The sequence below is a fragment of the Streptomyces sp. H27-H1 genome (genome assembly GCF_026627445.1).
GTDB lineage: Bacteria > Actinomycetota > Actinomycetes > Streptomycetales > Streptomycetaceae > Streptomyces.
On record NZ_JAPNLJ010000003.1, the window covers coordinates 26,121 to 52,861 of the forward strand.

The window sequence follows — 26,741 nt, forward strand, 5'->3', positions numbered from 1 at the left end:
GTGCGTGTACGGCTCCTCTTCGTGGTGGGGCGGCGGCCGAGATGGCTTCCAGGGGTCGGCCGCCTACCCCGTGTCCGCCTACGGAGCCGGGTTCCCTTTGGAGTCAGCGCGTGTGGTGCTGGATACCGTGCTGACGGGGGACCTTGGCCGACCGGTGTGCGGTGGGGCGGCGGTGGGTGGCCGGGCGCCGTCGGCCCGGGAAGGGGTTGCGTCGCGCGGGGGCACTGGGGGCCAGGATCAGGAGGACGACGGTTGCAAGGGACGCGACGAGGATGAGGACGGTACCGAGAATCATGTTCCTGCCTTTCGCCGGAATTCTGACTGCTGCCTGTAGCTACCTGGTGTGACCGATATTCGGGCCTCTAAACACGGCGAGTGATGTCTTTGCCGGGAGTAGGGGGCATACGAATTGCTGAAAGGCTCTTCTGCTGCTTGGAGTGATGACCGTGTCAAGTGACGAGATGGCTCAGGCAAAGGGCGAGCAGACCAAGGGCAAGGGCAAGGTCCAGGAGGCGGCCGGCCGTCTCGTGGGGAACGAGAGCCTGACCGTTGAAGGACGGGCCGAGCAGGCGAGGGCGATGCTCGCGAGGCCAAGAAGAAGGCCGAGGACGCCGTCAGGGACTGACCGCCTACGGGCGGAGCGGCGGGCCTGATCTCGGTAGTTCCGGGCCTGCCGATCGACCATGTCAGCGAAGGTGATCAGGCCGGAGTCCTCGGGTTCCTCGATGGCGTCCACGTCGAGGTGGCCCTCGTCGAGCGCACGCGGCGCCCGAGCAGCGGCGCCGAGGGCACGTGTGCGCCCGATTGCCGTTGGGCTGTAGTCGACTTGCCGCCGGCGCGGGGACGCCGAGACGCTGTGCGTGGGGCCTGCGGACGCCGCGCTGTCGGCCGCCGCCGAGGCGATCCGGTTCTCAAAGCCGTGCCGGATTCATTGACAGAAGGTGAACGCAACCTGATTCTGAGAGCGCTCTCAGAATTCAAGGCATCTCTCCACACCCTGCCGCTCAGCCCCGCGTCGCCCCCAAGGTGCGAGGGGCGACACACCCCAACCGGCAGGCTCCCCCCACCTGGAGGAAGAGCATGTTCCGCTTATCGAAAGTGCTTGGCTCCGGCGTCTCGGCGCTGGTCGTCGCCGCCGGCCTGATGGTCTTCGGCCCGTCGACAGCCGCGGAGGCCGTACCGGCGACCATCCCGCTCACGATCAAGAACAACTCGGGACGCAGCGAGCCGGTCTACGTCTACAACCTGGGCACCCTGCTCACCACGGGGCAACAGGGCTGGGCCGACGCCAACGGCACGTTCCATCCCTGGCCTGCGGGCGGCAATCCCCCCACCCCCGCGCCCGACGCCTCGATCGCGGGTCCGGCCAACGGGCAGACGCGGACGATCCGAGTGCCCAAGTTCTCCGGACGCGTCTACTTCTCCATCGGACAGAAGATCGTCTTCAAGCTCACCACCGGCGGTCTGGTGCAGCCCGCCGTGCAGAACCCCTCCGACCCCAACCGCAACACCCTGTTCAACTGGTCCGAGTACACGCTCAACGACGCCGGGCTATGGATGAACAGCACCCAGGTCGACATGTTCTCGGCTCCGTACGCGGTGGGCGTCAAGGCGGCCAACGGCACGGTCAGCAACGTCGGTCGACTCAAGCCGGGCGGCTACAACGCCGTCTTCGACCAACTGCGTTCGACCGGCTGGGGCGGACTGATCCAGAGCCGCTCCGACGGCACGCCGCTGCGAGCGCTCTCGCCCGGGCACGGCATCGAGGCGGGCGGAATCCCGGCCGGCACCATGAATGACTACGTCAACCGGGTCTGGAACAAGTACAGCTCTTCGACGCTCACCGTGACACCGTTCGCGAACGAACCGAACACCAAGTACTACGGCCGGGTCTCGGGCAACGTCATGAACTTCACCAACGGCACCGGAGCGGTGGTCACCAGCTTCCAGAAGCCGGACTCCGACAGCATCTTCGGCTGCTACAAGCTCCTGGACGCACCCAACGACCTCGTCCGCGGCCCGATCTCCCGCACCCTCTGCGCGGGCTTCAACCGGTCGACGCTCCTGACGAACCCGAACCAACCCGACCCGAACGGCAGCAACTTCTACCGTGACGCCGTCACCAATCACTACTCCCGCATCATCCACGGCCAGATGGCCGACGGTAAGGCGTACGGCTTCGCCTTCGACGACGTGGGTGCCCACGAGTCGTTGGTGCACGACGGCAATCCGCAGGAGGCCTTCATGACCTTGGAGCCGTACAACTAGGGCCTGTTGCGAAAGTGCTGGTCAGAGCCATTCGTTGATGGCTGCGATCAGCACGGTGGCTTCGTAGCGGACGGCGAGTTTGTCGTACCTCGTGGCTACTGCGCGGTGTCGTTTGAGGCGGTTGATGCCGCACTCGACAGCGTGGCGTTGTTTGTAGTCGTCTTTGTCGAATGCCGGGGGCCGGCCGCCACGGGAGCCGAGCTTCTTGCGGTTGCGAATCTGGTCGGCCTTCTCGGGGATGGTGCACCCGATCCGGCGTTTACGCAGGTAGGAGCGGTTGGCCCCGCGAGAAGGGCGGCCTGTCTCTGCGGGGCTTGCTGTTGGACGGCTGGCGCAAGTCGATGCAGCCGATGGCCGAATGCCTCGGGATTGACCACCAGCAGTTGCAGCAGTTCATGACGTCCTCGACCTGGTCCGTCGAGGACGTCCGGGCCCGACTCACGTGGCGGGCGGTACGGGCGGTCCGGCCGCAGGTGTGGGTGGTGGACGACACCGGTTTCCCCAAGGACGGCAAAGCGTCCGCAGGGGTGGCCCGGCAGTACTCCGGGACTCTGGGCAAGGTCGGCAACGATCGTCCCGTGGGTCGTCCACCGCGATCCCCAGTGGTGGCCGCAGCCGGAGCTCTTCGCCCCGCAGCGCTGGCTCGAGACCCCGCGTTCCGCCGGCGCGGCGGACGAGCTCACCGGTCACGCGGTACGGCCCGGACGCCCGCGCCTCGCCCATCTGCCCTTCGGCGGCGGTCCGCGGCAGTGCATAGGCAATACCTTCTCGCGGATGGAGGGCGTCATGGCCCTGGCCACCCTGGGCCGGCACTGGGAGTTCGAGCCCGTTCCCGGGTTCGCGGTCGACCCCCTGGCAAGGATCACCATCCGGCCGCGGCAGGGTCTGCCGGTGTCCGCCAGGCGCCGCTGAGTGCGATGCGCCCGCTAGTGCTGGATGGATCACCATCTGGATGAGAGAGGGGGGTACGGGATGCTGCCGCAGCCGGTGCGGCCAGCCGGCTCGTCTGCGCCGACGGCGTGCGCGAGCGCATGGAGACGGCCCGGACCGGGCAACGACGCCGAGCGGCCAGAGCCGCGCCAATCGACTTGGGCGGCCGGTCAGGCGGTCAGCGTCGCGAGTTCCGCGTTGGCGCGCTCGGCGACCAGGGCGAGGACGCGGCCGGCGGCGGCCAGGTCCTCGGCCGGTATTCCGCCCCAGATGCGGGCGCTGATGGGGGCGGTCTCCGCGCCGAGGGTGGCGGTCAGCTCGCGCGCCGCGTCCGTGGGGCGAAGGTGCGCGCCGTCCACGACGAGCAGCTGCTTGGCCAGCAGCTCGTCGAGGGTGGCGCGGATGTCGGCCGGATCGGCCTTGAGGGAGCCCCGGACCTGGGTGACGAGATCCTCCGGTGTCTGCGGGGTGTCGGCGGTGAGGGCGGCGCGCAGGGTGACCTGCTGCTGGAACGTGATGCCGTGCCGGGCCAGGGCGTGCTCGAGGACGCCGCGGGCGGCGTAGTGGGCCAGGGCGAGGACGCGGGCGTCGGCGGCGGGTGCGGTCGTGGATGCGGTGGTGGTGGATGCGGTGGTGGGTGCAGTGCTCACGATGTTGTCCCCTGAGTGCTCTCGTAGTTCGGTACGGATGGAGCGAGAGGTACGTCGAGCAGAGCCGTCAGCTCCTCGGTGAACGCGCGCGTCCGCGGGGCATCGAGGCCGCCGAGCGGCTCCAGCAACTGCTGAAGCAGTTCCTGGACCACCGTGATGGCCTGACCTGTGACGGCCTGGCCCTGCTCGGTGAGGGCGAGCTCCACGGCGCGCGGGTCGCGCGGATCGCGGGTGCGCTCGATCAGGCCGGCCGACTCCAGGGCGCGCGCCAGCTTCGAGACGTACAGCGCCTCCAGGCCGGCGTGGTCGGCGAGTTGGCGCTGGCTGGGCCGCTCGCCGGCGCACTGCATGCCGTACAGCGACGCGACCAGTACGTACTGTGCGTGGGTGAGGCCGAGCGGCGCAACCGCGCGATCGACCGCGACGCGCCACTTGTTGGCGAGCCGCCATACCAGGAAGCCGGGCGTGGGGCCCGGTGAAGCCTTGATCATGTCGAATAGAGTACATGGCGACTATGTCCATGGCTACTATATTCGGGCGGATGCGGCGGCGCACCTCGAACAGCCGATGGTCTAGGAAGGCTTCTGCCAGGGGATGTTCACGGCTCAGGCCGCGCAGTGCGGGATCGCCCCGGCGGCCGAGACGGTGCCGGGTCCACACAGCACCCAGCCGTCCGACCACGAGGAGGCGCAGTGACACACGGGCACCGCAATGACGACCCCTGCCCCGAGCTGAGCACCCCTGCCGAAAGCGAGAAGCCCTCCGTGTCGCCCACCCACGCCGGCATCCTTGAGACCGTGGAGGCGTACCTGGGCCGCCACCCGGACGAGCGGGGCGCCCTGTCCGGGCTCCTGTCCGCTCTGGACGGCCCCCATGACCTGAGCAGCCGGACCACGATGTCCGGTCGCGTCACCTGCAGCGCGGTCGTCATCGATCGGGAGGGGCGGGCCCTGCACGTCCCTCACAAGACCGCCGGCAAATTCCTCGCGCCCGGCGGGCACGTCGAGCAGGACGACCACACTCTGCTCGGAGCAGCGCTTCGCGCGGTCTGTGAGGAAGCCGGGATCCCGCCAGGCGCCCTGTGCGCCACCCTCGAGTACGGGCACGAGCCCTGCGACATCGCCGTCGACATCGACATCCATGAGATCGACGCCGATCCGGCCGAGGGAGAGCCGGCCCGTCATCACTACGACTTCCGGTTCGCCTTCTGCCTCGCCGACAGCGCCGCCGACGTCGCACTGCAGGCCGAGCAAGTCCCGGGCGCGCGATGGCTTCCCTTCGAGAGGGTGGCGTCGCCGAGCCTGCGGGCCAAGCTCGTAGCCTGCGGTCCCTACGGCCGGATCGAGCCGATGAACGCCTCCACTTTGATTCACGACGGTCGAGGCCGCTACCTCCTGCATCTGCGCGACAACATCCCCGGGATCTGGGAGCCGGGCTCCTGGGCCCTGCTCGGTGGCGGGCGTGAGCCCGGGGACGTCTCGCTGGAGGCCACGGCCCGCCGCGAGCTCTGGGAGGAAGCCGGACTCGCCCTGTCGGTGCTGGAGCCCATCGCCGTGGAGTTGGCCACCGGAACCAACGGCATGACCGTGCCGGTCCAGATCTTCTGCGGACAGTGGACCGGCGATCCGGCCGGGCTCGACCTCCGTGAGGGGGTCATGGTCGCCTGGTTCCGCCCCGAGACGATGCCCCGCCTCAGGCTGAACCCGTCCACCCTCGACCTCGTACGCCGCCATGCGGCCGGCCCCACCTCCACTACCCACCCCGGCCCGGAGCCGGTGGCCGTTGCGGGACAACGCGCCCGGTCGCGTGCGGGCAGTAGCAGCGTCCCGCACATCGTCGGTGTCCACCTCTACCTCCAGCGGGAGGACGGCAAAGTCCTCCTCGGGCTACGCCACCCCGACTCCGCGTTCGCCGCTTCCACGCACCATCTGCTCGCGGGCCACTGCGAGCAGGAGTCGGCGGTGAGCTGTGTGGTGCGGGAGGCAGAGGAGGAAGCGGGGTTGCTGATCGACCCGGGTGACGTGGAGCTGATCCACGTGGTGCACATGGTCGACGCACCCGGAGCACAGCCGCGGATGGGGCTGGTCCTTCGTGCCCGGAGGTGGTCGGGCACACCCGAGGTCCGCGAGCCGGACCGCTGTGTGTCCTGGGACTGGTTCGACCCGCAGCGGCTCCCCTCGCCCATCGTCCCGTACACGGCGGCCGCCATCGCAGGCATCCAGGCAGGCCGCGTCTACACGGAACTCGGCTGGACCTGACAAAAGGGAAGTGGCGCCGCGGCCGGTGGGTGTGTCGGCGGCGGCGCCACTGCGGGGGCGTTCGGTCCGTGCAGGCCTGTCGCCGGCGCGGGTCAGCGCCTGCGGACGATCAAGCGCTGGAGCGCGATGAATGCGAGCAGCAGCACGCCGATGACGATCCTGGTCCACCAGGAGCTGAGGGTGCCCTCGAAGGAGATCAGCGACTGGACCGTGCCGAGGACGAGGACGCCTACGACCGAGCCGACCACGTGGCCCGATCCGCCGGCCAGCAGGGTGCCGCCGATCACGACGGCGGCGATCACGTCGAGTTCCATGCCGACGCCGTGGAGGCCGTAGCCGGAGAGCATGTAGAGGCTGAAGAGCAGACCGCCCAGGGCCGCGCAGAAGCCGCTCACCACGTAGACGCCGACCTTGGCCCGGCTGGTGGACAGGCCCATGAGGCGGGCCGAGGACTCGCTGCCGCCCACCGCGTAGACCGTGCGGCCGAAGCGCGTCAGGTGCAGCACGTACAGGGCGGCCAGGACGACGGCCAGTGCGATGACGACGCTGTAGGTCAGCGTGACGTCGCCCGGCAGCACGATGGCTCCCGCGGCGAAGTCGCGGAAGGCCGGCTCGGTGATGGAGACCGATTCGACGCTGATCACGAAGCACAGGCCGCGGGCCAGGAACATTCCCGCGAGCGTGACGATGAACGGCTGGACCTCGAAGTGATGGATGACCAGGCCCATGAGCAGGCCCAGGGTGGAGCCCGCGCCGAGCACGGCGAGGATGCAGAGCACCGGGGGCCAGCCCGCGTTGAGCGTGGAGGCGGCGATCATGGTGGAGAGTGCGGCGACCGCGCCGACCGAGAGGTCGATGCCGCCGGTGAGGATGACGAAGGTCATTCCCACCGCGAGCACGATGAGGAAGGCATTGTCGACGAAGAGGTTCGCGACGACCTGTCCCGAGGCGAAGTTCTCGTAGCGGACCGAGCCGGCGCCGAAGGTGAGGACGAAGACGACGAAGGTGGCGACGACGGGCAGGAAACGCTTGGGGATTGCTGCGGGGGAGAGGGTCAGGGTGCTCATCCGGCCGCCACCTCCTGAGAACGGGATGTAGGAACGGAGGCCTTGCGGCGGGCGCTGAGCATTCTCGTGGTCCGGGGCGACTGCAGGAGACAGACGGAGATGACGACGACGGCCTTGAAGACCAGGGTGACGTTGGTCGGGACGCCGATGGTGTAGACCGTGGTGGTCAGGGTCTGGATGACCAGGGCGCCCAGCACGGTGCCGGCGAGGGAGTACCGTCCTCCGGCGAGCGAGGTGCCGCCGATGACGACGGCGAGGATGGCGTCCATCTCGATCCACAGTCCGGCGCTGTTGGCGTCGGCGGCGTTCACGTTGGAGCTGATCATCAGGCCGGCGACGCCGGCGCACAGGGCGGCGAAGACGTAGACGGTCCAGATGATGGTGCGTGAGCGGACCCCGGCGAGTTCGCCGGCCTTGGGGTTGATCCCGACGGCCTCGATGAGCATGCCCAGGGCGGTACGGCGGGTGATGAGGGCGACGGTCACCAGGACGGCGAGGCTGATCAGGATCGCGATCGGCAGGACGAGGAAGCCCGAACCGATCTGCCGGTAGAGCGAGTTCTTGATGGTGATGATCTGACCCTCGGTGATCAGCATCGCGCCGCCGCGGCCGGCGGTCATCAGGACCAGGGTGGCGATGATCGGCTGGATGCCGAGGACGGACACCAGGAAGCCGTTCCAGAGGCCGAGCAGGATACAGACGCTCAGGGCCAGCAGGACGGCGGTGACCGCGTCGCCGCCGCCGGATATCCAGGTGCACGCGATCGCGCCGGCGATGGCCGCGACGGCGCCCACGGACAGGTCGATGCCGCGGGTGGCGATGACCAGGGTCATGCCGACGGCGATCAGCAGAGTCGGGGCCCCGTTGCGGAGGATGTCGACCAGGCTGCCGAACAGGTGGCCGTCCTGGATCCGCAGCTCGATGAACGAGGGCTCCACCACGATGTTGAGCAGGAAGAGGGCCGCGAGGGCGACGAGCGGCCACAGCAGCCGTCCGCGTGTCATGAGGCCACCGCCGCGAGGTGGTTGTCGCTCGGAGCGGCGATGACGGACATGATCCGGTCCACGGCCACATCCTGTCCGGTCAGCTCGGCCACCTTGTGCCGGTCGCGCAGGACGACGACGCGGTCGGACACGCGCACCACTTCTTCCAGTTCGGCGGAGATGAACAGCACCGCCATTCCCTCGGCGGCCAGGTCGGCCACCACCTTCTGTATCTGGGCCTTGGCGCCCACGTCGATGCCCCGGGTGGGCTCGTCCAGGATGAGCAGCTTGGGGCGGGTGACGAGCCAGCGGGCGAGCAGCACCTTCTGCTGGTTGCCGCCGGAGAGGGTGCTCATGACGGCGTGGGGGTCGGCGGGCCGGATGTCGAGCTTCTCGATGTACTCGGCGACCAGCGCGTCGGAGGTGCGGCGGGGGATGGGGCGTGCCCAGCCGCGGGCGGCCTGCATGGCGAGTACGAGGTTGTCGCGCACGCTGAGGTCGGCGACGACGCCCTCGGCCTTGCGGTCCTCGGAGCAGAAGGCGACGCCCTGGGCGATCATCGCCCGGGGGCCGCGGGGCCGCAGCTCGACGCCGTCGATCGTGACGGTCCCGGTGTCGGCGCGGTCCGCGCCGAACAGCAGCCGGGCCAGTTCGGTGCGGCCCGAACCGAGCAGACCGGCCAGTCCGACGACCTCCCCGGCATGGATCTCCAGGTCGATCGGGTGGATCGCGCCGGTACGCCCCAGGCCTCGGGTGCTGAGCAGGGGCTCGGTGCCGGGGTGCCGCTCCTCCGAGCGGCGCTGGACCTCCTCCAGGGTGCCGAACTCGCGCCCCAGCATCGCCGATACGAGGGCGATGCGGTTCATCTCGGAGGGCAGGTACTCGCCGACGAGAGCTCCGTTGCGCAGGACCGTCATGCGGTCGGCTATCTCGTAGACCTGATCGAGGAAGTGGGAGACGAACAGGATGGCCACGTTCTCGTCGCGCAGCACGCGCACGATGCGGAAGAGTTCGGCGACCTCGTCGGCGTCCAGGCTGGACGTCGGCTCGTCCAGGACCAGGACGCGGGCCTTCACGGCCAGCGCCCGGGCGATGGCCACGAGCTGCTGCACGGCGATGGGGTGGCTGCTCAGAACGGAAGCGGGATCTATGGACAGACCGATGCGGGAGAGCAATTCAGTGGCCTGCGCGCGCATGGCCCGTCCGTCGATGTGGCCCAGCCGGCGCGGCTCGCGGCCCAACAGGATGTTCTCGGCGACCGAGAGGTTGGGCAGGAGGTTCACCTCCTGGTAGACGGTGCTGATGCCGGCCTCCTGCGCTTGGCCGGGAGCGCCGAAGGCGACCGGCTCGCCGTGCAGGTGGATGACGCCCGACGTCGGACGGTGGACTCCGGTGAGGGCCTTGATGAGAGTGGACTTGCCCGCGCCGTTCTCACCCATCAGAGCGTGCACTTCCCCGGGGAGCAGCCGGAAGTCGACGTCCGACAGAGCCTTGACACCGGGGAACTCGACGCTGATGCCGCGCATGTCGACCACTGGTTCGCTGGTATGCGCTGGGGAATCGGTCATGACCAATGCTTTCGTCGTGGGTGCGGTCTCTGCCTCTGTGGGGGTGGGGGGTTGGGAGGCAGGTGCTGGTTGTGTGGGGGTTAGTACTGGCGTTGGGGGAGGGCCTTTTTGGCTTGTTCGGTGGTGAAGGTGGTTTCTTCGGTGATGACGCGCTGGGGGACTTGTTCGCCGTTTACGACCTTTTTGGCGAGGTCCATGAGCTGGTCGCCGAGGAGGGGGTTGCATTCGACGATGTAGTTGATGTCGCCGTCGGCGAGTGCTTGCATTCCGGCTTTGATGGCGTCGACGGTGATGATTTTGATGTCGGTGCCGGGTGTCTTGCCGGCTGCTTTGATGGCTTCGATGGCGCCGAGTCCCATGTCGTCGTTGTGGGCGTAGACGACGTCGATGTCGGGGTCGGCGCGCAGGAGTGCTTCCATGACCTGCTTGCCGCCGGCGCGGGTGAAGTCGCCGCTCTGGGAGGCGGTGACCTTGATGTCGGGGCGGGAGGCGATCTTGGTTTGGAAGCCCTTTCTGCGGTCGATGGCGGGTGCGGCGCCGGTGGTGCCCTGGAGTTCGACGACGTTGACGGGGCCGGTGGTGTTGGCCACGAGCCATTCGCCGGCCTTCTCGCCTTCCTTGACGAAGTCTGATCCGAGGAAGGTCTTGTAGAGGGAGGTGTCCTTGGAGTCGACCGCGCGGTCGGTGAGGATGACGGGGATGCCCGCTCGCTTGGCTTCCATGAGGACCGCGTCCCATCCGGTCTCCACCACGGGGCTGAAGGCGATGACGTCGACCTTCTGCTGGATGTAGGAGCGGATGGCCTTGATCTGGTTTTCCTGCTTCTGCTGGGCGTCGGAGAACTTCAGCTCGACGCCCGCGGTCTTGGCCGAGGCCTGGACGGAGTTGGTGTTGGCGGTGCGCCAGCCGCTCTCGGCGCCGACCTGGGCGAAGCCCATGGTGATCTTGTCGTCCTTGTCGCCACTGCCCGAACCGCACGCCGTCAGTGTGGCAAGCAGCAGGATGCCTGCCCCCGTGGTGATCTTCTTCAACACTGCGTTCCTCCGTGCTCAACTTCGCCCACCAGGGGTGGCGGGCTTCGAGTGACCAGCGCCACTGGTGCATCAGAGTGAACGCTCACATCCAAGACCGTCAACCCCCTGACACAAGCGATTTAGCAGCAGAGTGGCGCCGCAGCGGCGTCGGCAGAGGGTGCGCTATGTTAGCGCTCATCTACCGGTGACCGCTGCCGGCGAGTGGCGTGCAAGGAGTGGCGCGGCCCGTGAAGCGGCATGGGGGGGCCTCAACCATTGATCACCTGGCCTCGGTAAGCTGGAAGGGCTGACGCAGCGCACCTGCCTGGGATCATGGGATAGCCCAGGGGCGCCGTTACTGCGAGGTCACTCAAAGGTCATGGCGGACAGGAACAGCCGAGTCAGGAGAAAACGGTGCAGGACATCTCAGCGGTTGCCCGCGCGGTGCGCGAACCGGCGATGACGGATGTCGCCCGGCTCGCCGGGGTATCCCATCAGACGGTCTCCCGCGTTCTCAACGACCATCCCAACGTCCGGGAGCAGACGCGGCTGCGTGTGCGGGCCGCGATCGCCGAGCTGGGATACCGGCCCAACCGCGCCGCCCGCACGCTGGTGACCGGCCGGTCCCAGCAGATCGGGGTCGTGGCCCAGAACTCGACCCTCTTCGGACCCAACTCGACGCTGGCCGCCTTCGAGCTGGCCGCCGCGGCCCAGGGCTTCGCGGTGAGCGTGCGCCGGGTCCGAGTCCTCGACCGCTCCTCCATCGCCGCCGCGGTGGAGCACCACCGTGACCAGCGGGTCGCCGGCATCGTGGTCATCGCTCCCACTGCCTCCGCCGCCGAGGCCCTGGCGGAGATTCCGGCCGACGTCCCCCTGGTCGCCGTCGACGGAGACCCCGACCGGGGCGGAGCGCTGGTCACCGTCGATCAGGAGGCGGGCGCCTTCGCGGCCACGCGGCATCTGCTGGAGGCGGGTCACCAGACGGTGTGGCACGTCTCGGGGCCGCTGGACTGGTTCGACGCCGCGGGCCGGGCCCGCGGGTGGCAGCGCGCGCTGGAAGAGGCCGGCGCGGAGATCCCGCCGGTCAGTTCCGCCGACTGGAGCGCGGCCTCAGGCTACCGCGCGGGCCGGATGCTGGCCCGGATGCCGGACGTGACCGCGGTGTTCGCGGCCAACGACCACCTGGCGCTCGGCATCATCCGCGCCATGGCCGAGCGGGGCCGTTCCGTCCCTCATGACGTGAGCATCGTCGGGTTCGACGACGTGCCCGAGGCGGAGTACTTCTCGCCCCCGCTGACCACCGTGCGGCCGGACTTCGACGCCGTGGCCACCGAGACCCTCGCTCTCCTGCTGGCCCGGATCGAGGGCGAGGCGGGTCCCTCGCTGCGCATCCTCAGCCCCACCCTCATCTCGCGGGAGAGCGTCACGGCCCCGCGCGTCTGAGCTGGACCGCCTCGCCATTTTTCATGCCAGGGCTGGCTTGAGCACGCTCACATGTGGAAGCGTTCATGTCGGTCCATCTCTTGACGCCACAGTTGTTAGCGATAACACTTCGATTGTTCCTCCCCGCGAACGATCAGAGGTGGCTCCATGGCCGACGAACCCGATGCCCTCGTAGTCGGTATCGACTACGGCACCCTGTCCGGACGAGCCGTGGTGGTGCGCGTCCGCGACGGTGCCGAGCTGGGCACCGGCGTCCATGCCTACAAGCACGGCGTCATCGACCGGACGCTGCCCGCCACGGGCCGGGCCCTGCCGCCGGACTGGGCGCTGCAGGTGCCCGAGGACTACCTCGACGTGCTGCGGATAGCGGTCCCGGCCGCCCTCGCGGACGCAGGGGTCGATCCGGCCCGTGTGATCGGCATCGGGACCGACTTCACCGCCTGCACCATGGTCCCGACCACCGCGGACGGCACACCCCTGTGCGACCTGCCCGGGTTCGCCGGGCAGCCCCACGCCTACGTCAAGCTGTGGCGCCACCACGCCGCCCAGCCGCAGGCCGACCGCATCAACACCCTGGCCCGCGACCGGGGCGAGAAGTGGCTGCCGCGCTACGGCGGCCTGATCTCCTCGGAGTGGGAGTTCGCCAAGGCGCTGCAGATGCTGGAGGAAGCGCCCGAGGTCTACGCCGCCACCGAACGCTGGGTGGAGGCCGCCGACTGGATCGTCTGGCGGCTCACCGGCACCTACGTGCGCAACGCGTGCAGCGCCGGCTACAAGGGGATGTACCAGGACGACGAGTACCCCACCGCGGACTTCCTCGCCGAACTGAACCCGGCTTTCGCCGACTTCGTCACGGACAAGCTCGACCAGCCGATCGGACGGCTCGGCGACCGGGCCGGCGGCCTGAGCGCCGAGGCCGCGGCCTGGACCGGGCTGCCCGAGGGCATCGCGGTCGCCGTCGGCAACGTCGACGCCCACGTCACGGCCCCCGCGGCCGGCGCCGTGGAGCCCGGCCAGATGGTCGCCATCATGGGCACCTCCACCTGCCACGTCCTCAGCAGCGACGTCCTGCGCGAGGTCCCTGGAATGTGCGGGGCCGTCGACGGCGGCATCGTCGAGGGACTCTGGGGTTACGAGGCCGGACAGAGCGGAGTGGGCGACATATTCGCCTGGTACGTCGAGCACCAGGTGCCCGGCGCTTACCACGAGCAGGCCGGCGAACGCGGCCTGTCCGTGCACGAACTCCTCACCGAACTGGCAGCCGGGCAGGAGGTCGGCGAGCACGGACTCATCGCCCTGGACTGGCACAGCGGCAACAGGTCCGTCCTCGTCGACCACGAACTGTCCGGACTGGTGCTCGGCCAGACCCTGTCCACCCGCCCGGAGGACGTCTACCGGGCCCTGCTCGAAGCCACCGCCTTCGGCACCCGGACCATCATCGAGACCTTCACCACCGCGGGCGTGCCCGTCACCGAACTGATCATCGCGGGTGGACTGGTCCGCAACCCGTTCCTGATGCAGGTCTACGCGGACGTCCTCGACCTGCCGCTGTCGGTCATCGGATCGACTCAAGGACCGGCCCTCGGCTCCGCCCTTCACGCGGCGGTCGCCGCCGGAGCGCACCGCGACATCCGCGCCGCCGCCCAAGCGATGGGCGCGGTCGAGCGGGCCGTGTACCGGCCCAGGCCTCGTCAAGTCGCCGCCTACGAACGGCTCTTCGACGAGTACTCCGAACTGCACGACTACTTCGGCCGTGGCGGCAACGACGTCATGCGCAGGCTTCGCGCCGTGCGCCGCGCCGCCATCGAGTCGGCCGCGCTCGAATCCGCCGCGCTCGAATCACCCGCGCTCGAATCCGCCGCGCTCGAAACCGAGGAGAGTCGATGACCGCCACGGAAACCGTCAACACCCTGCGCCGGACCGTCGCGGACCTGCACCGCGAGCTGACGCGGTACGAGCTGGTGATCTGGACCGCGGGCAACGTCTCGGCACGCGTCCCGGGGGAGGACCTCATGGTCATCAAGCCCTCCGGTGTCTCCTACGACGACCTCGGCCCGGACTCCATGGTCGTGACCGACCTGCACGGAAACCTGGTCGAGGGCGACCTGGCGCCGTCCTCGGACACCGCCGCCCACGCCTACGTCTACCGGCACATGCCCGAGGTCGGCGGTGTCGTCCACACCCATTCGCCCTACGCCACCGCCTGGGCGGCCCGCGGCGAACCCATCCCGTGCGTCCTCACCATGATCGCCGACGAGTTCGGCGGCGAGGTGCCGGTGGGCCCCTTCGCCCTGATCGGTGACGACTCCATCGGCCGCGGCATCGTGGAGACCCTCCGCGACAGCCGCTCACCCGCGGTCCTCATGCGCAACCACGGCCCCTTCACCGTCGGCCGCGACGCGCGCGCCGCCGTGAAGGCCGCCGTCATGGTCGAGGACGTCGCCCGCACCGTCCACTTCGCGCACCAGCTCGGCACCCCGCACGTGATCGACGAATCCGCCGTGGACCGGCTCTACGAGCGCTACCAGAACGTATACGGGCAGTGAGCCCACGAGGGGAAACCATGACCGCCACCACCCGCCCGCAGATCTGGTTCCTCACCGGCAGCCAGCACCTCTACGGCGCCGACACCCTGAAGCAGGTCGCCGATCAGTCCGCCAGGATCCAGGAGATGCTGGCCGGCTCCGGACGGATCGGCGCCGACATCGTGGGCAAGCCGGTCCTGACCGAGACCTCCGCCATCAGGCGGACCCTGGAGGCCGCCAACACCGATCCGGACTGTGTCGGGGTGATCGCGTGGATGCACACCTTCTCTCCCGCGAAGATGTGGATCTCCGGACTCGACGCGCTGCGCAAGCCGCTGCTCCACCTGCACACCCAGCTCAACCGGGAACTGCCCTGGTCGTCCATCGACATGGACTTCATGAACCTCAACCAGGCAGCCCACGGGGACCGCGAGTTCGGCTACATACAGACCCGCATCGGCGTGGCCCGCAAGACCGTGGTCGGCCACGTGTCCGACCCGCAGGTCGTGCAGCGGGTCGACGACTGGGTCCGGGCGGCCCTCGGCTCGCACCACATGCGCCACCTCCGCCTGGCACGCTTCGGGGACAACATGCGCAACGTCGCCGTGACCGAGGGCGACAAGGTCGAGGCGGAGCTCCGCTTCGGCGTCAGCGTCAACACCTACGGCGTCAACGACCTCGTCGAGCTGGTCGACGCGGTCTCCGACGAAGAGATCGACAAGCTCGTCGCGGAATACGCCGAACTGTACCGACTCGCACCGGAGTTGCGGGCCGACGGTGACCGGCACTCCTCGCTGCGCTACGCCGCCTCCATCGAGGCCGGCCTGCGCCGGTTCCTCGTCGAGGGCGGCTTCGGGGCCTTCACCACCAACTTCGAGGACCTCGGCGGTCTGCGGCAGCTCCCCGGTCTCGCGGTGCAGCGCCTGATGGCCGACGGATACGGCTTCGGCGGCGAGGGCGACTGGAAGACGTCCGCCCTCCTCGCCGCGGCCAAGGCCATGGGACCGCAGGCTTCCTTCATGGAGGACTACACCTACCACTTCGGGCCCGGGGAGGCGAAGGTGCTCGGGGCTCACATGCTCGAGGTGTGTCCGTCCATCGCCGACGCCCAGCCGTCCTGCGAGATCCACCCGTTGTCGATCGGAGGCCGCGAGGACCCCGTGCGTTTGGTGTTCGACACCGTCCCGGGCCCCGCCACGGTCATCGGCCTGGCCGACATGGGGGACCGCTTCCGCCTCATCGCCAACGAAATCGACGTGGTGACCCCCGACGAGCCGCTGCCCTGCCTCCCGGTGGCCCGGGCGGTCTGGAAGCCGCGCCCGTCGCTGTCCACGTCGGCCGAGTGCTGGCTGATGGCCGGCGGCCCGCACCACACGGTCCTCACCACGGCGGGCCCGGGCGTCCTGCGCGACTTCGCGCAGATGGCCGGCACCGAACTGGTGATGATCGACGACAGCACGACCGCCCACGACTTCGAGGACCGCCTCCGCTGGAACCAGGCCTACCACCGCCTCGCCCAGCGCATGTGATCCGACCGGAGCCCTGAGCGGCCCGTACCGCAGGAAGGAGCCCCGCCCGAATGGGCGGGGCTCCTTCGGCGTCGGAGGGGGCGGTCGCTCGCGTACGGGCGGCGGGCCTTCGTGGAACAGATGGCCGGCCGGCGCCCGCCTGACGCGTCCGGACTGGAAGGTCATCGCCTCTCAGCCGGGCGCGAGGCGCTCCTCGTCAGCGGGTATGGAGATCAGGCGATGCTCCACTGCTGGGCGTTGTTGCCGTTGCAGGTCCACTGTCGGACTTCGGATCCCGGTGTGGTGGCGAAGTTGTAGTTGTCCAGGCACAGCCCGCTGTGCCGGTTGGCGAGAGTGGAGAAGCCCTCGCCCGCGGCACTGATACGCCACTGCTGGGCGTTGTTTCCGTTGCAGGTCCACTGCCGGACTTCGGATCCCGGCGTGGTGGCGAAGTTGTAGTTGTCCAGACACAGGCCGCTGTGCCGGTTCCGGACTTGGTAGTACCCGTTGCTCGCCGGCGTCAGATGCCAGTCCTGTACGGTCGCGCCGCCGCAGGTCCACTGCTGGACGGCGGAGCCGGGGGCCGTGGCCCAGTCGCGGTCGTCCAGGCACAGCTTGCTGTGCCTGTTCCGCAGGGTCACCGGCGCCGCGGCGGCCCCGGCCTCGCCCGACGGGCCCGGGAGGGCGGTCGTGGTGGACACCGGCACGCCGAGGTTCGGCGTGCCGTCCGCGTTCCAGGAGATCTTCTGCACCCGGGTCGTGCGTGTGGTGCCGCAACCCTGACTCGCGGAGGAGTTCGCGTGGTAGGCGATCCAGGTCTCGCTGCCGTCGGGCGAGGTGAAGAACGAGTGGTGTCCGGGGCCGAAGACGCCGGCGGCGTCGTTGCGCTGGAAGATCGGGTTGGCCTGCTTGGTCCACGAGGACGCGAGGAGCGGGTCACCGCCGCGGTACTCCAGCATGCCCAGCTTGTAGTTGGGGCCGTTGCAGTGGCTGGCCGAGTAGGTCAGGAAGGTCCGGCCGCCCCGTTGCAGGGCGAAGGATCCCTCGTTGACCGCTCCGTCCTGCCTCTCCCAGGCGAGCGTGGGGGCCGAGATCCGGGTTCCGCGCGCGCTCGCCGTCCACGGGTTCGAGAGGGGTGCGATGTAGAGCGACTGCAGGTTGTCCTGCGGGGAGAACGCCGAGAACGTCATGTAGAGGTTCCCGCCCAGCCTGAGCAGGCTCGCGTCGATCGCCCACCCGTTGTCGGGCATGAGGTCCATGATGCCGCGGTCGGTGTAGGGGCCGAGCGGATCGCGTCCGGAGCTCTCCAGGACGTGTGTCCTGCGGGGCCCGCCGGTCTGCTCCACCGAGTAGTAGAGGTACCAGCGGTCGCCGATCATCTCCAGATGGGGCGCCCACATGCCCGTCCCGCCGGAGCGGAAGACCAATTGCTCCGCCGCGTCGTGCAGGCCGGCGACGGTCGCCGACCGGCGCATGACGATGTCGGACGTCCAGGTGGTCGCGACGTAGTAGTAGAAGCCCTCGTGGAAGACCAGTGTCGGGTCGGCGCTGTTCGGCGCGCCCACCACGGGATTGGTGAAGGAGGGGCCGGGCGCGGCCTCGGCCCGGCCGGTACTGATCAGGTGCGTGCTCATCGCGGTGACGAGGGCGAGGGCGAACAGGAGGATTCGCCTTACCGCCGTCTGTCGTCGAGTGGATGACATCGTGCCTCCTCGGGGCAGATGGACCGTGCGGGGTGGGGGATCTGTGCATGGGCGGACAGCCGGGCCGCCGTCATGAAGGGCGGCCCCGGTTCGCTGATGCTCACGGAGCAGGAGCAGGAGCAGGACTGGAGCGAGTACTGAAGCGACCTGGGGCGGGCCGCACCCGGGGTGGCCGGCGGGCAGGCGTGCTGTCGCGTGCCGGCCGAGGTCAGTGCCCGACGTGCAAGGTGGCGTCGGCGCGGTCCCCGGCGCTCGCCATGTCGTCGATGCGCAGGGCGAGGTGTGCGTGGCGGAGGTAGCGCGTGGGGTAGTTGAGGGACCGGAAGGACGACCAGCTCGCGTCGGCCAGGCCGGGCTCGCGGCGAAACGTGGCGTCCTGCGCGAACTGGGCCGTCCGGTCGTTGAGGGCGAGCTTGACCTGGAAGCCCTGGTGCCGCAGGTAGTGGCCGGGGAAGCTCACCGATTCGAACGAGACGCTGCCGGCGTCGGCCAGTCCGGGCCGAAGCCGCCATTCGGTGTCCTGGTAGGGCTCCGACGGCTGTTCGGCGATACCGGCGTCGAAGTTGGCGTGGCGGACGAAGTGGCCGGGGAAGTTGTACGATTTCAGCCGGATCCGGTCCGTCGTGCCGTACCTCTGTGCCAGACGGTCGTACTCGGCCGCGGTCACGGTCGTGATCGTGTTGTGCTTCGCGTTCACCGGAGCGGTGTACCGCTTGCGGTCGAGCTTCGTCCAGGACGCTGAAACCAGATCGCCCTCCCAGACGTCGAACCTCGCGTTCGGGCAGAAGGTGTCGCCCCAGATCTGCCACGTGCTCGACGTAAGGGACTTGACCAGGGTGGGGGCCTCGGTGCACGGGTTCGCCGCGAGGGTGCTTCCGTACCGGGTGAAACTTCCCGGCTGTAGCGAGGTCGATCGCGCGCCGGAGAGGCCGCCGGTGGCGTTGTCCTTGAAGTACAGGTAGTTCGTGCCGTTGACGCCGGTCACGACGTGGGAGTCGATGACGCCCGCCGGGCCGCCGTCGAAGAACGTCTCCGGTGCGGTCGTGGTGACGAAGCCGGTGGTGTAGACGACCGCGATGACCGAGTGGCCGCCGCCCTGCGGGACGGTTGAGAAGGTGATGCCGTACGCCTGCCGGCCCTGGTCCCAGTGCACCGCCGGCGCCCAGCTGTAGGAGTTCGGGTTGGTCCAGTTGACGTTGAGCAGCCGGTCGGCGGACCAGTTCACGAGGTCCGGTGAGGTCCAGACGTGGATGTTCGGGTTGGGCTTGGCGAAGTCACCCCCCTTGGGGATGTCCGTCGCGAGCGCCACCCAGGTGCCGTCGTTCAGACGGTGCAGATAGGGATCCCGGATGCCCTTGGTACCGGCCGTGGGGGTGAGCACCGCCTCGTTGTTGTTGAGGGGCGTCCACTCCAACCCGTCTGTGCTCAGGGCGAGATGGAGGGCGTTGACGTTGCCGGAGCCGTTGAGGGACTCCTTGAAGTAGCCCATCACGTAAGCGGAGTCCGCGGCGGCCGCGGCCGCCTTCACCGCCGCGTGGGCGGGCTGGACCGCCTGTACGGGCATCACCACGACGGTGGCCAGTGAGGCGGCTGCCAACCAGCGGGCGAACCGTGTCCACCGAGGTCTGCTCATTGAGAATTCCCTTCGGGTGAGTGCAGGCGCGCGGCGAGTCGGCCGGCCACCTTCTCCAAGGGGGCGCACAGACGGCTGCGGCCTACTTCGCTGGGGGAGCGTGCCTGTGCGTTGAAGCACCCTGCGACTGCGGAGCGCGATCCAGGCCCATGGTGTGGGCGAGCTCGTTTTCCGCGTCCCGTGAGGATTTGTCCGCTTCCATTGCTCGCAGGAGGTTGCGCCCAAGGGGCTGGCGAACGTAAGCATTCGCGAATTCTGCCCTGGTCGACTGCCGTGATTGCGTGTGAGCGCCAAGCGGTTGGCGATGGCGGCGCACGTAACGTAGCTCACACCTCCGACACCGACAACCCTTCGTGTTATCGATAACACCGGGATCTTCTTGTGTGCAGATCGCCTCCCCTCTCGCCAAAGCGCCCTGAACGGACGGCAGTACGCGGGGGAGTGAACTGGTGGGAGGTGCTGCCGAACGATCCACTGCCGGGGCTCCCGGCGTGACGGGAGCCCTGCTCGGGAGCTGTGGACCTCAGGCGCGCCGGCCCCTAGTGGGCTGGTGGGCCTCCGCCCGCGTCGTCGACTCGAGCAACGGGCAACGGAAACAGGCATGTTGTCCGTGCGGAGAAGCCCCGGGCGCCGGCGGTTGGTGTCGCCCAGTCACAGGATCGGGCCGACGCAAGCAATTGTTTCCGGGGGATTGAGCTGCGGAACAGCCCCTGTTAACGTTCACAGCCACCGAGTGGCCCCGCTCGTCAGGGACTTCTGCACTGCATCTGCCCGCTCGACGTACCCGCCTGGCTTCGCGCGCTGGAAAGCCGCGTTTCGTGGATCTCGGACTCGGCAGCCAAGATGCGCCTCTCGCGGCGCTCCCCGCATCGGCCGCGAGCAGTCGTTGCGCCTGCGTCCGGGATTCGCCTGCGACGGCCGGCCCGTGGGGAACCGGCCCGCCCCTCTTCCGCATCCTCGACGAAGGAGAATTCCGTGCGACACCTCAGGCGTCGTGGCCTGCTCACCGCAGTGGCCGCCCTGGTCGTACTGTCGGTCGGCATGCCCGTTCCCGCCACGGCGGGACCTGTCTCACCCGCCGCGACGTTCACGAACCCGATCGCCCAGCAGCGCGCCGACCCACACATCTACAAGCACACCGACGGTTTCTACTACTACACCGCGACCGTTCCCGCCTACGACCGCATCGTCCTTCGCCGGGCCACCACCCTCCAGGGGCTGGCGACCGCACCGGAGAGCACGATCTGGACCAAGCACCCCGGCGGTGAGATGGGCGCGCACATCTGGGCCCCGGAGATCCACTTCATCGACGGCAAGTGGTACGTCTACTTCGCCGCGGCCTCCAGCAGTGATCCATGGGCGATACGTCCGTACGTCCTGGAATCCGGGGCCGCCGATCCGCGCACCGGCGCCTGGAGCGAGAAGGGGCGGATCGATCTGCCGCTGGACACCTTCTCGCTGGATGCGACGACGTTCGTGCACAACGGCACGCGCTATCTGAGCTGGGCGCAGAACGATCCGGCCGTCGGCGCCGGCACCAGCATCTACCTCGCTCGGATGTCCAACCCGTGGACCATCAGCGGCAATCCCGTGCGGATCGCCACGCCCACCTACGCGTGGGAGACGGTGGGCCACCGGGTCAACGAGGGGCCCGCCTTCATCAGCAAGGGCGGCAAGGTCTTCATGAGCTTCTCGGCCAGTGCGACCGACAGCAACTACTGCCTCGGTCTCCTGACGGCCGACGGGGCGGCCGACCTGATGAATCCCGCCTCCTGGTCCAAGAAGTCCACCCCCGTCTTCACCAGCAACGTGGCGACCGGCCAGTACGGTCCGGGCCACAACTCCTTCACCGTTTCCGAGGACGGCCGCTCTGACATCCTCGTCTACCACGCCCGCACCTACCGGGACATCAGCGGCGACCCCCTGAACGACCCCAACCGGCAGACCCGCGTCCAGAAGCTCTACTGGAACAGCGACGGCACGCCCAACTTCGGAGTCCCCGTACGCGAGGGCCCCACCCCTGTCCGCCTGTCATCCCTCAACTTCCCCGACCGGTACATCCGCCACGCCGGTTTCCGGGCCAAGGTGGAGGCGAACGTCGCCGACCTCGCCGACTCGCAGTTCCGTATCGTCGGCGGACTCGCCGGCAGCGGCAGCGTCTCCCTGGAATCGGTGAACTTCCCCGGCTACTACCTGCGCCACAAGGGCTTCGAGCTCTGGTTGGAGAAGAACGACGGCTCCGCCCTCTTCGCCGGTGACGCCTCGTTCCACCGCAGAGCGGGTCTGGCCGACGCCGCGACCGGCCTTTCCTTTGAGTCGTACAACTACCCCGGCCGCTACATCCGCCACTACGACAGCCTGCTCCAGGTGCAGCAGGTGGCCACGACGCTCGACCGGGCCGACGCCACCTACTTCGCCGAATAGACCGCCGATTCCGCAGGCCTGCCGAGGGCTCCGTCCGATCGGGCGGAGCCCTCGGCTGCGGCGTGAGCCGATCATCCGGGCCTCGGTGCATCTTCCACGGCCGTATCCGGGCCGGCCCGTCGACGTTCGCGCATCGCCCATGCCCGGAGGCCATGGCCTCTGCGGTGTCGTCGATAGCAGGATCGATCCTCTAAGGGTGAGCGCTAACATAGCCTACCTCCTCTCACCTCGCAGCGATGCTAAATCGCTTGTGTCAGGGGGTTGACGGTCTTGGATGTGAGCGTTCACTCTGATGCACCAGTGGCGCTGGTCACTCGAAGCCCGCCACCCCTGGTGGGCGAAGTTGAGCACGGAGGAACGCAGTGTTGAAGAAGATCACCACGGGGGCAGGCATCCTGCTGCTTGCCACACTGACGGCGTGCGGTTCGGGCAGTGGCGACAAGGACGACAAGATCACCATGGGCTTCGCCCAGGTCGGCGCCGAGAGCGGCTGGCGCACCGCCAACACCAACTCCGTCCAGGCCTCGGCCAAGACCGCGGGCGTCGAGCTGAAGTTCTCCGACGCCCAGCAGAAGCAGGAAAACCAGATCAAGGCCATCCGCTCCTACATCCAGCAGAAGGTCGACGTCATCGCCTTCAGCCCCGTGGTGGAGACCGGATGGGACGCGGTCCTCATGGAAGCCAAGCGAGCGGGCATCCCCGTCATCCTCACCGACCGCGCGGTCGACTCCAAGGACACCTCCCTCTACAAGACCTTCCTGGGATCAGACTTCGTCAAGGAAGGCGAGAAGGCCGGCGAATGGCTCGTGGCCAACACCACCGGCCCCGTCAACGTCGTCGAACTCCAGGGCACCACCGGCGCCGCACCCGCCATCGACCGCAGAAAGGGCTTCCAAACCAAGATCGCCTCCCGCCCCGACATCAAGGTCACCGCCTCCCAGAGCGGCGACTTCACCCGCGCCGGCGGCAAGCAGGTCATGGAAGCACTCCTGCGCGCCGACCCCGACATCGACGTCGTCTACGCCCACAACGACGACATGGGACTCGGCGCCATCGAAGCCATCAAAGCAGCCGGCAAGACACCCGGCACCGACATCAAAATCATCACCGTCGACGCCATCAAAGCCGGAATGCAAGCACTCGCCGACGGCGACATCAACTACATCGTCGAATGCAACCCCCTCCTCGGCGACCAGCTCATGGACCTCGCCAAAAAGGTCGTAAACGGCGAACAAGTCCCCCAGCGCGTCATCACCGAAGAAACCACCTTCACCACCGAACAAGCCAAAAAGGCCCTCCCCCAACGCCAGTACTAACCCCCACACAACCAGCACCTGCCTCCCAACCCCCCACCCCCACAGAGGCAGAGACCGCACCCACGACGAAAGCATCGAGCCCTTTTCCGTCTTGCCTGAGGAGCCAAATGAACCCGTCCCCTCCCCACTTCACCGGAGGGCCGCCGGTCTGCCGTCCCGCTACGGATTCCGGCCGGCGATGGACCTTTGGATTCCCCGGTGGGCTCCTGGCAGAGGTGCACACTCGAGGTGCCCGCCTCCACGAGCTGTGGGCGCCGGACCGGTACGGCAATATGGCCGACGTCGTCCTGGCTCCCCGCGACCCGGTCCAGTCGATGACCGCCGCCCGGTACTTCGGTGCCACTGTCGGTCGCTACGCCAACCGCATCGCGAATGGCCGGTTCACCCTGGACGGGAAACTCCACCAGCTGACCACGCAGGACGGCGGACACTGTCTGCACGGCGGAGCCGAAGGGTTCGATACCCGCATCTGGGAGGCCGAGAGCGTCCACACCCCGGAGCGAACCGGTGTGCTCCTCCACCTCCGCAGCCTTGACGGCGACCAGGGGTTCCCCGGGAACCTGGACGTGACGGTCAGTTATCTCATCGACCGGAACAACGAGCTGTCGATCTCCTACGCGGCGGTCACCGACGCGGCCACCGTGGTCAACCTGACGAATCACGCCTACTTCAACCTCGAGGGAGAGGGCGCCGGCGACATCTTCGATCACGAACTCGCCGTCGACGCCGCCCACTACACCCCGGTCGGCGAGGACCTCATCCCCATCGGAAACCCCCGCCCCGTCTCCGGTACGGCGTTCGACCTTCGCCGACCCCTCAGGATCGCCGAGGCGGTGGCCCGCCCGGACGGCCGGCCGACGCAGGCGCTCGGCGGGTACGACCACAATTTCGTGCTGAGTCCGCACGGCAATGACGTGCTGCGCAGGGCTGCCGTTCTCCATGCGCCGGCCTCGGGCCGACGCATGGAGGTGCTGACCACCGAGCCTGGCCTGCAGGTCTACACGGCCGGTCATTTCGACGGAACCGTCGTCGGCAAGGGCGGCGCACCTTACCGAGCGGGTGCCGGCCTCGCGCTGGAGACCCAGCACTTCCCCAACTCGCCCAACCGCCCGGGTGACCCGTCCCCTGTACTCAGGCCCGATGACGAGTACCGATCGAGGACAGTCCTGCGATTCACCGCGCAGGGCTGACCATCCGGAAGCGCGCCGACATCATTGCGCCCGAGATTTCGCCGTCTGCCCGCCTACCGAACTCGGCGGCCCGTGCCCCGATCGGCTCCGATATTTCGCGTTCATGTAAACGTAAATGACCAGATTTTGATGTGTGGAGAGGAGCCCTGACCCAGGGTGAGTACGCAGCCGATCACCAGAGAGTTCGAGTGGACCGAACTGGACCAGCGAGCCGTCGACACCGCCCGCCTCCTGGCCGCGGACGCCGTGCAGAAGGCCGGAAACGGCCACCCCGGCACGGCCATGAGTCTCGCTCCCGCCGCCTACACCCTTTTCCAGAAGGTGCTGCGGCACGACCCGGCTGACACGGAGTGGACCGGCCGCGACCGGTTCATCCTGTCCGCGGGCCACGCGTCCCTGACCCTCTACATCCAGCTCTACCTGGGTGGATTCGGTCTGGAGCTGGACGACCTGAAGGCGTTCCGCACCTGGGGCAGCAAGACCCCCGGCCACCCGGAGCACGGGCACACCAGGGGCGTCGAAACGACCACGGGCCCGCTGGGCCAGGGGGTCGCCAACGCGGTGGGCATGGCCATGGCCGCACGCTACGAGCGCGGTCTCTTCGACCCCGAGGCCGGAGCGGGCGACAGCCCCTTCGACCACCGCGTCTACGTCATCGCCGGCGACGGCTGCCTCCAGGAGGGCATCTCCGCCGAGGCTTCCTCGATGGCCGGCCACCAGAAGCTCGGCAACCTGATCCTGCTGTGGGACGACAACCACATCTCGATCGAGGGCGACACCGAGACGGCCGTCTCCGAGGACACCTGCATGCGGTACGAGGCGTACAACTGGCACGTCCAGCGCGTCGAACCGAAGGCGGACGGTGACCTCGACCCGGCCGCGCTGTACGCGGCGGTCAAGGCGGCCGAGGCCGACCCGCGGCCGTCGTTCATCGCGATGCGCTCGATCATCGCCTGGCCCGCCCCGAACGCACGGAACACCGAGGCCGCCCACGGCTCGGCGCTCGGCGACGAAGAGGTGGCCGCGACCAAGCGGGTACTCGGCTTCGACCCGGAGCAGACCTTCGCGGTCTCCGGCGAGGTCCTCGCCCACACCCGTTCGCTCGGCGACCGCGGCCGCGAGGCCAGGGGCGAGTGGGACGAGCGCCTGGCTGCCTGGCGTGCCGCCGATCCGAAGCGCTCGGCGGAGTTCGACCGCATCGCCGCGGGCACTCTGCCCTCGGGCTGGGAAGAGGAGCTCCCGGTCTTCGAGACCGGCAAGGTCGTCGCCACCCGTGCGGCGTCCGGCAAGGTCCTGCAGTCGCTCGGCGCGGTGATTCCCGAGCTGTGGGGCGGTTCCGCCGACCTCGCAGGCTCGAACAACACCACGATCGACAAGACGTCGTCGTTCCTCCCGGAGGGCAACCCGCTTCCCGAGGCGGACCCGTACGGCCGGACCGTGCACTTCGGCATCCGCGAGCACTCGATGGCCGCGGAGATGAACGGCATCGCGCTGCACGGCAACACCCGCGTCTACGGCGGCACCTTCCTGGTGTTCTCCGACTACATGCGCAACGCCGTCCGGCTGTCCGCGCTGATGCACCTGCCGGTGACGTACGTCTGGACGCACGACTCCGTCGGCCTGGGCGAGGACGGTCCGACCCACCAGCCGGTCGAGCACGTCGCCGCGTTGCGGGCCATCCCCGGCCTGAACGTGGTCCGCCCTGCCGACGGCAACGAGACGGCCATCGCCTGGCGCGAGATCCTCAAGCGGTGGACCAAGGAGTTCGGCAAGGGCGCTCCGCACGGTCTGGCGCTGACCCGCCAGGGAGTGCCGACGTATGACGCGAACGAGGACGCGGCCAAGGGCGGGTACGTGCTCTTCGAGGCGGACGGCGAGGCCCGGGTCGTCCTGATCGGCACCGGTTCCGAGGTGCAGCTCGCCGTCGCGGCCCGCGAGCAGCTCCAGGCGGCCGGCGTGCCGACGCGTGTCGTGTCGATGCCGTGCGTGGAGTGGTTCGAGGAGCAGGACCAGGGGTACCGGGAGTCGGTGCTGCCGCCTTCGCTCAAGGCGCGTGTCGCGGTCGAGGCCGGCATCGGGCTGACGTGGCACAAGTACGTGGGCGAGGCGGGCCGCATCGTGTCGCTGGAGCACTTCGGTGCTTCTGCGGATGCCGAGGTGCTGTTCCGGGAGTTCGGTTTCACGGGGGACGCGGTCGCCGCGGCCGCCCGGGAATCCATCGCCGCCGCCCAGGACTGACGCACGTACACGACGAGAAGCAGG

The 26,741-nt window shown here is 68.7% G+C and carries 21 protein-coding genes and 2 pseudogenes; 13 read left to right on the top strand and 10 right to left on the bottom strand.

What is annotated here, in order from left to right; translation table 11 throughout:
* Positions 1 to 103: 103 nt before the first annotated feature.
* Entirely contained in the window at positions 104 to 295 is a 192-nt protein-coding gene (locus tag OTB20_RS03625) for a hypothetical protein (protein ID WP_267815137.1), read from the bottom strand.
* Between the two features lie 785 nt (positions 296 to 1,080).
* Here OTB20_RS03625 and OTB20_RS03635 point away from each other — a divergent pair.
* A complete protein-coding gene (locus OTB20_RS03635; RefSeq protein WP_267815138.1) occupies positions 1,081 to 2,268 on the top strand; it encodes a glycoside hydrolase family 64 protein in 1,188 nt (395 codons plus the stop codon).
* 21 nt (positions 2,269 to 2,289) lie between these two features.
* Here OTB20_RS03635 and OTB20_RS03640 read toward each other — a convergent pair.
* A pseudogene (locus tag OTB20_RS03640) lies at positions 2,290 to 2,550 on the bottom strand (IS5/IS1182 family transposase); the annotation flags it as partial.
* Between the two features lie 2 nt (positions 2,551 to 2,552).
* Between OTB20_RS03640 and OTB20_RS03645 the strand changes: the two are divergent.
* Together OTB20_RS03645 and OTB20_RS03650 are read left to right on the top strand one after the other, a co-directional pair.
* A pseudogene (locus OTB20_RS03645) lies at positions 2,553 to 2,987 on the top strand (transposase); the annotation flags it as partial.
* Between the two features lie 67 nt (positions 2,988 to 3,054).
* Complete coding sequence (locus tag OTB20_RS03650) at positions 3,055 to 3,180, top strand: hypothetical protein (RefSeq protein ID WP_267815373.1); 126 nt, start codon at positions 3,055 to 3,057, stop codon at positions 3,178 to 3,180.
* Between the two features lie 188 nt (positions 3,181 to 3,368).
* Here the strand turns inward: OTB20_RS03650 and OTB20_RS03655 are convergent, their stop codons facing one another.
* Together OTB20_RS03655 and OTB20_RS03660 are read right to left on the bottom strand one after the other, a co-directional pair.
* A complete protein-coding gene (locus OTB20_RS03655) occupies positions 3,369 to 3,851 on the bottom strand; it encodes a MarR family transcriptional regulator (RefSeq protein ID WP_267815354.1) in 483 nt (160 codons plus the stop codon).
* Positions 3,845 to 4,339, bottom strand: a complete 495-nt coding sequence (locus OTB20_RS03660; RefSeq protein ID WP_267815139.1) for a MarR family winged helix-turn-helix transcriptional regulator — start codon at positions 4,337 to 4,339, stop codon at positions 3,845 to 3,847. Before OTB20_RS03660 ends, OTB20_RS03655 begins: the two co-directional genes overlap by 7 nt.
* A gap of 201 nt (positions 4,340 to 4,540) precedes the next feature.
* On the opposite strand from OTB20_RS03660, the gene OTB20_RS03665 reads away from it, so the two are divergent.
* The gene (locus OTB20_RS03665; RefSeq protein WP_324290330.1) at positions 4,541 to 6,106 is read left to right on the top strand and encodes an NUDIX hydrolase; all 1,566 of its coding nucleotides are present in this window, start codon (positions 4,541 to 4,543) and stop codon (positions 6,104 to 6,106) included.
* Between the two features lie 92 nt (positions 6,107 to 6,198).
* On the opposite strand, the gene yjfF is transcribed toward OTB20_RS03665, so the two are convergent.
* The 4 genes from yjfF to OTB20_RS03685 all read right to left on the bottom strand — a co-directional run bounded on the left by yjfF (position 6,199) and on the right by OTB20_RS03685 (position 10,758).
* A complete protein-coding gene (gene yjfF / locus OTB20_RS03670) occupies positions 6,199 to 7,173 on the bottom strand; it encodes a galactofuranose ABC transporter, permease protein YjfF (protein WP_267815140.1) in 975 nt (324 codons plus the stop codon).
* Entirely contained in the window at positions 7,170 to 8,177 is a 1,008-nt protein-coding gene (locus OTB20_RS03675; protein WP_267815142.1) for an ABC transporter permease, read from the bottom strand. Before OTB20_RS03675 ends, yjfF begins: the two co-directional genes overlap by 4 nt.
* Positions 8,174 to 9,724: a sugar ABC transporter ATP-binding protein gene (locus OTB20_RS03680; RefSeq protein WP_267815144.1), complete on the bottom strand. Its 1,551-nt coding sequence runs from the start codon at positions 9,722 to 9,724 to the stop codon at positions 8,174 to 8,176. Before OTB20_RS03680 ends, OTB20_RS03675 begins: the two co-directional genes overlap by 4 nt.
* Before the next feature lie 80 nt (positions 9,725 to 9,804).
* Positions 9,805 to 10,758, bottom strand: a complete 954-nt coding sequence (locus tag OTB20_RS03685; RefSeq protein ID WP_420716320.1) for an ABC transporter substrate-binding protein — start codon at positions 10,756 to 10,758, stop codon at positions 9,805 to 9,807.
* A gap of 438 nt (positions 10,759 to 11,196) precedes the next feature.
* Between OTB20_RS03685 and OTB20_RS03690 the strand changes: the two genes are divergently transcribed.
* The 4 genes from OTB20_RS03690 to araA all read left to right on the top strand — a co-directional run bounded on the left by OTB20_RS03690 (position 11,197) and on the right by araA (position 16,234).
* A complete protein-coding gene (locus OTB20_RS03690) occupies positions 11,197 to 12,180 on the top strand; it encodes a LacI family DNA-binding transcriptional regulator (RefSeq protein ID WP_267815357.1) in 984 nt (327 codons plus the stop codon).
* A 147-nt stretch (positions 12,181 to 12,327) separates the two neighbouring features.
* A complete protein-coding gene (araB, locus tag OTB20_RS03695) occupies positions 12,328 to 14,067 on the top strand; it encodes a ribulokinase (protein WP_267815145.1) in 1,740 nt (579 codons plus the stop codon).
* Positions 14,064 to 14,726 (top strand): L-ribulose-5-phosphate 4-epimerase, encoded by a 663-nt coding sequence (locus OTB20_RS03700; RefSeq protein WP_267815146.1) that lies wholly within the window; start codon positions 14,064 to 14,066, stop codon positions 14,724 to 14,726. The genes araB and OTB20_RS03700 overlap by 4 nt, the downstream gene beginning before the upstream one ends.
* 17 nt (positions 14,727 to 14,743) lie before the next feature.
* Entirely contained in the window at positions 14,744 to 16,234 is a 1,491-nt protein-coding gene (gene araA / locus OTB20_RS03705; protein ID WP_267815147.1) for an L-arabinose isomerase, read from the top strand.
* A gap of 212 nt (positions 16,235 to 16,446) precedes the next feature.
* Here the strand turns inward: araA and OTB20_RS03710 are convergent, their stop codons facing one another.
* A complete protein-coding gene (locus tag OTB20_RS03710) occupies positions 16,447 to 17,916 on the bottom strand; it encodes a family 43 glycosylhydrolase (RefSeq protein WP_267815148.1) in 1,470 nt (489 codons plus the stop codon).
* Positions 17,917 to 17,934: 18 nt separating this feature from the next.
* Here OTB20_RS03710 and OTB20_RS03715 point away from each other — a divergent pair, with 18 nt between their 5' ends.
* The gene (locus OTB20_RS03715) at positions 17,935 to 18,057 is read left to right on the top strand and encodes a hypothetical protein (RefSeq protein ID WP_267815150.1); all 123 of its coding nucleotides are present in this window, start codon (positions 17,935 to 17,937) and stop codon (positions 18,055 to 18,057) included.
* A gap of 67 nt (positions 18,058 to 18,124) precedes the next feature.
* On the opposite strand, the gene OTB20_RS03720 is transcribed toward OTB20_RS03715, so the two are convergent.
* On the bottom strand, positions 18,125 to 19,549 hold the full coding sequence (locus OTB20_RS03720) for a glycoside hydrolase family 43 protein (protein ID WP_267815151.1): 1,425 nt from the start codon (positions 19,547 to 19,549) through the stop codon (positions 18,125 to 18,127).
* Positions 19,550 to 20,524: 975 nt separating this feature from the next.
* Here OTB20_RS03720 and OTB20_RS03725 point away from each other — a divergent pair.
* The 4 genes from OTB20_RS03725 to tkt all read left to right on the top strand — a co-directional run bounded on the left by OTB20_RS03725 (position 20,525) and on the right by tkt (position 26,717).
* Positions 20,525 to 21,973 (top strand): family 43 glycosylhydrolase, encoded by a 1,449-nt coding sequence (locus OTB20_RS03725; protein ID WP_420716321.1) that lies wholly within the window; start codon positions 20,525 to 20,527, stop codon positions 21,971 to 21,973.
* Positions 21,974 to 22,335: 362 nt separating this feature from the next.
* Complete coding sequence (locus tag OTB20_RS03730; RefSeq protein ID WP_420716320.1) at positions 22,336 to 23,289, top strand: ABC transporter substrate-binding protein; 954 nt, start codon at positions 22,336 to 22,338, stop codon at positions 23,287 to 23,289.
* A gap of 107 nt (positions 23,290 to 23,396) precedes the next feature.
* Positions 23,397 to 24,479, top strand: a complete 1,083-nt coding sequence (locus OTB20_RS03735) for an aldose epimerase family protein (RefSeq protein WP_267815152.1) — start codon at positions 23,397 to 23,399, stop codon at positions 24,477 to 24,479.
* A gap of 156 nt (positions 24,480 to 24,635) precedes the next feature.
* Entirely contained in the window at positions 24,636 to 26,717 is a 2,082-nt protein-coding gene (gene tkt, locus OTB20_RS03740) for a transketolase (protein ID WP_267815153.1), read from the top strand.
* Positions 26,718 to 26,741 lie beyond the last annotated feature (24 nt).

Coding starts and splice junctions, on each gene's coding strand:
- OTB20_RS03660 (WP_267815139.1), bottom strand. CDS start 4,339: ATGATCAAGGCTTCACCGGGCCCCACGCCCGGCTTCCTGGTATGGCGG.
- OTB20_RS03715 (WP_267815150.1), top strand. CDS start 17,935: ATGGACCGTGCGGGGTGGGGGATCTGTGCATGGGCGGACAGCCGGGCC.
- OTB20_RS03700 (WP_267815146.1), top strand. CDS start 14,064: ATGACCGCCACGGAAACCGTCAACACCCTGCGCCGGACCGTCGCGGAC.
- araB (WP_267815145.1), top strand. CDS start 12,328: ATGGCCGACGAACCCGATGCCCTCGTAGTCGGTATCGACTACGGCACC.
- yjfF (WP_267815140.1), bottom strand. CDS start 7,173: ATGAGCACCCTGACCCTCTCCCCCGCAGCAATCCCCAAGCGTTTCCTG.
- OTB20_RS03735 (WP_267815152.1), top strand. CDS start 23,397: ATGAACCCGTCCCCTCCCCACTTCACCGGAGGGCCGCCGGTCTGCCGT.
- OTB20_RS03625 (WP_267815137.1), bottom strand. CDS start 295: ATGATTCTCGGTACCGTCCTCATCCTCGTCGCGTCCCTTGCAACCGTC.
- araA (WP_267815147.1), top strand. CDS start 14,744: ATGACCGCCACCACCCGCCCGCAGATCTGGTTCCTCACCGGCAGCCAG.
- OTB20_RS03680 (WP_267815144.1), bottom strand. CDS start 9,724: ATGACCGATTCCCCAGCGCATACCAGCGAACCAGTGGTCGACATGCGC.
- OTB20_RS03710 (WP_267815148.1), bottom strand. CDS start 17,916: ATGTCATCCACTCGACGACAGACGGCGGTAAGGCGAATCCTCCTGTTC.
- OTB20_RS03720 (WP_267815151.1), bottom strand. CDS start 19,549: ATGAGCAGACCTCGGTGGACACGGTTCGCCCGCTGGTTGGCAGCCGCC.
- OTB20_RS03675 (WP_267815142.1), bottom strand. CDS start 8,177: ATGACACGCGGACGGCTGCTGTGGCCGCTCGTCGCCCTCGCGGCCCTC.
- OTB20_RS03635 (WP_267815138.1), top strand. CDS start 1,081: ATGTTCCGCTTATCGAAAGTGCTTGGCTCCGGCGTCTCGGCGCTGGTC.
- OTB20_RS03690 (WP_267815357.1), top strand. CDS start 11,197: ATGACGGATGTCGCCCGGCTCGCCGGGGTATCCCATCAGACGGTCTCC.
- OTB20_RS03650 (WP_267815373.1), top strand. CDS start 3,055: ATGGCCCTGGCCACCCTGGGCCGGCACTGGGAGTTCGAGCCCGTTCCC.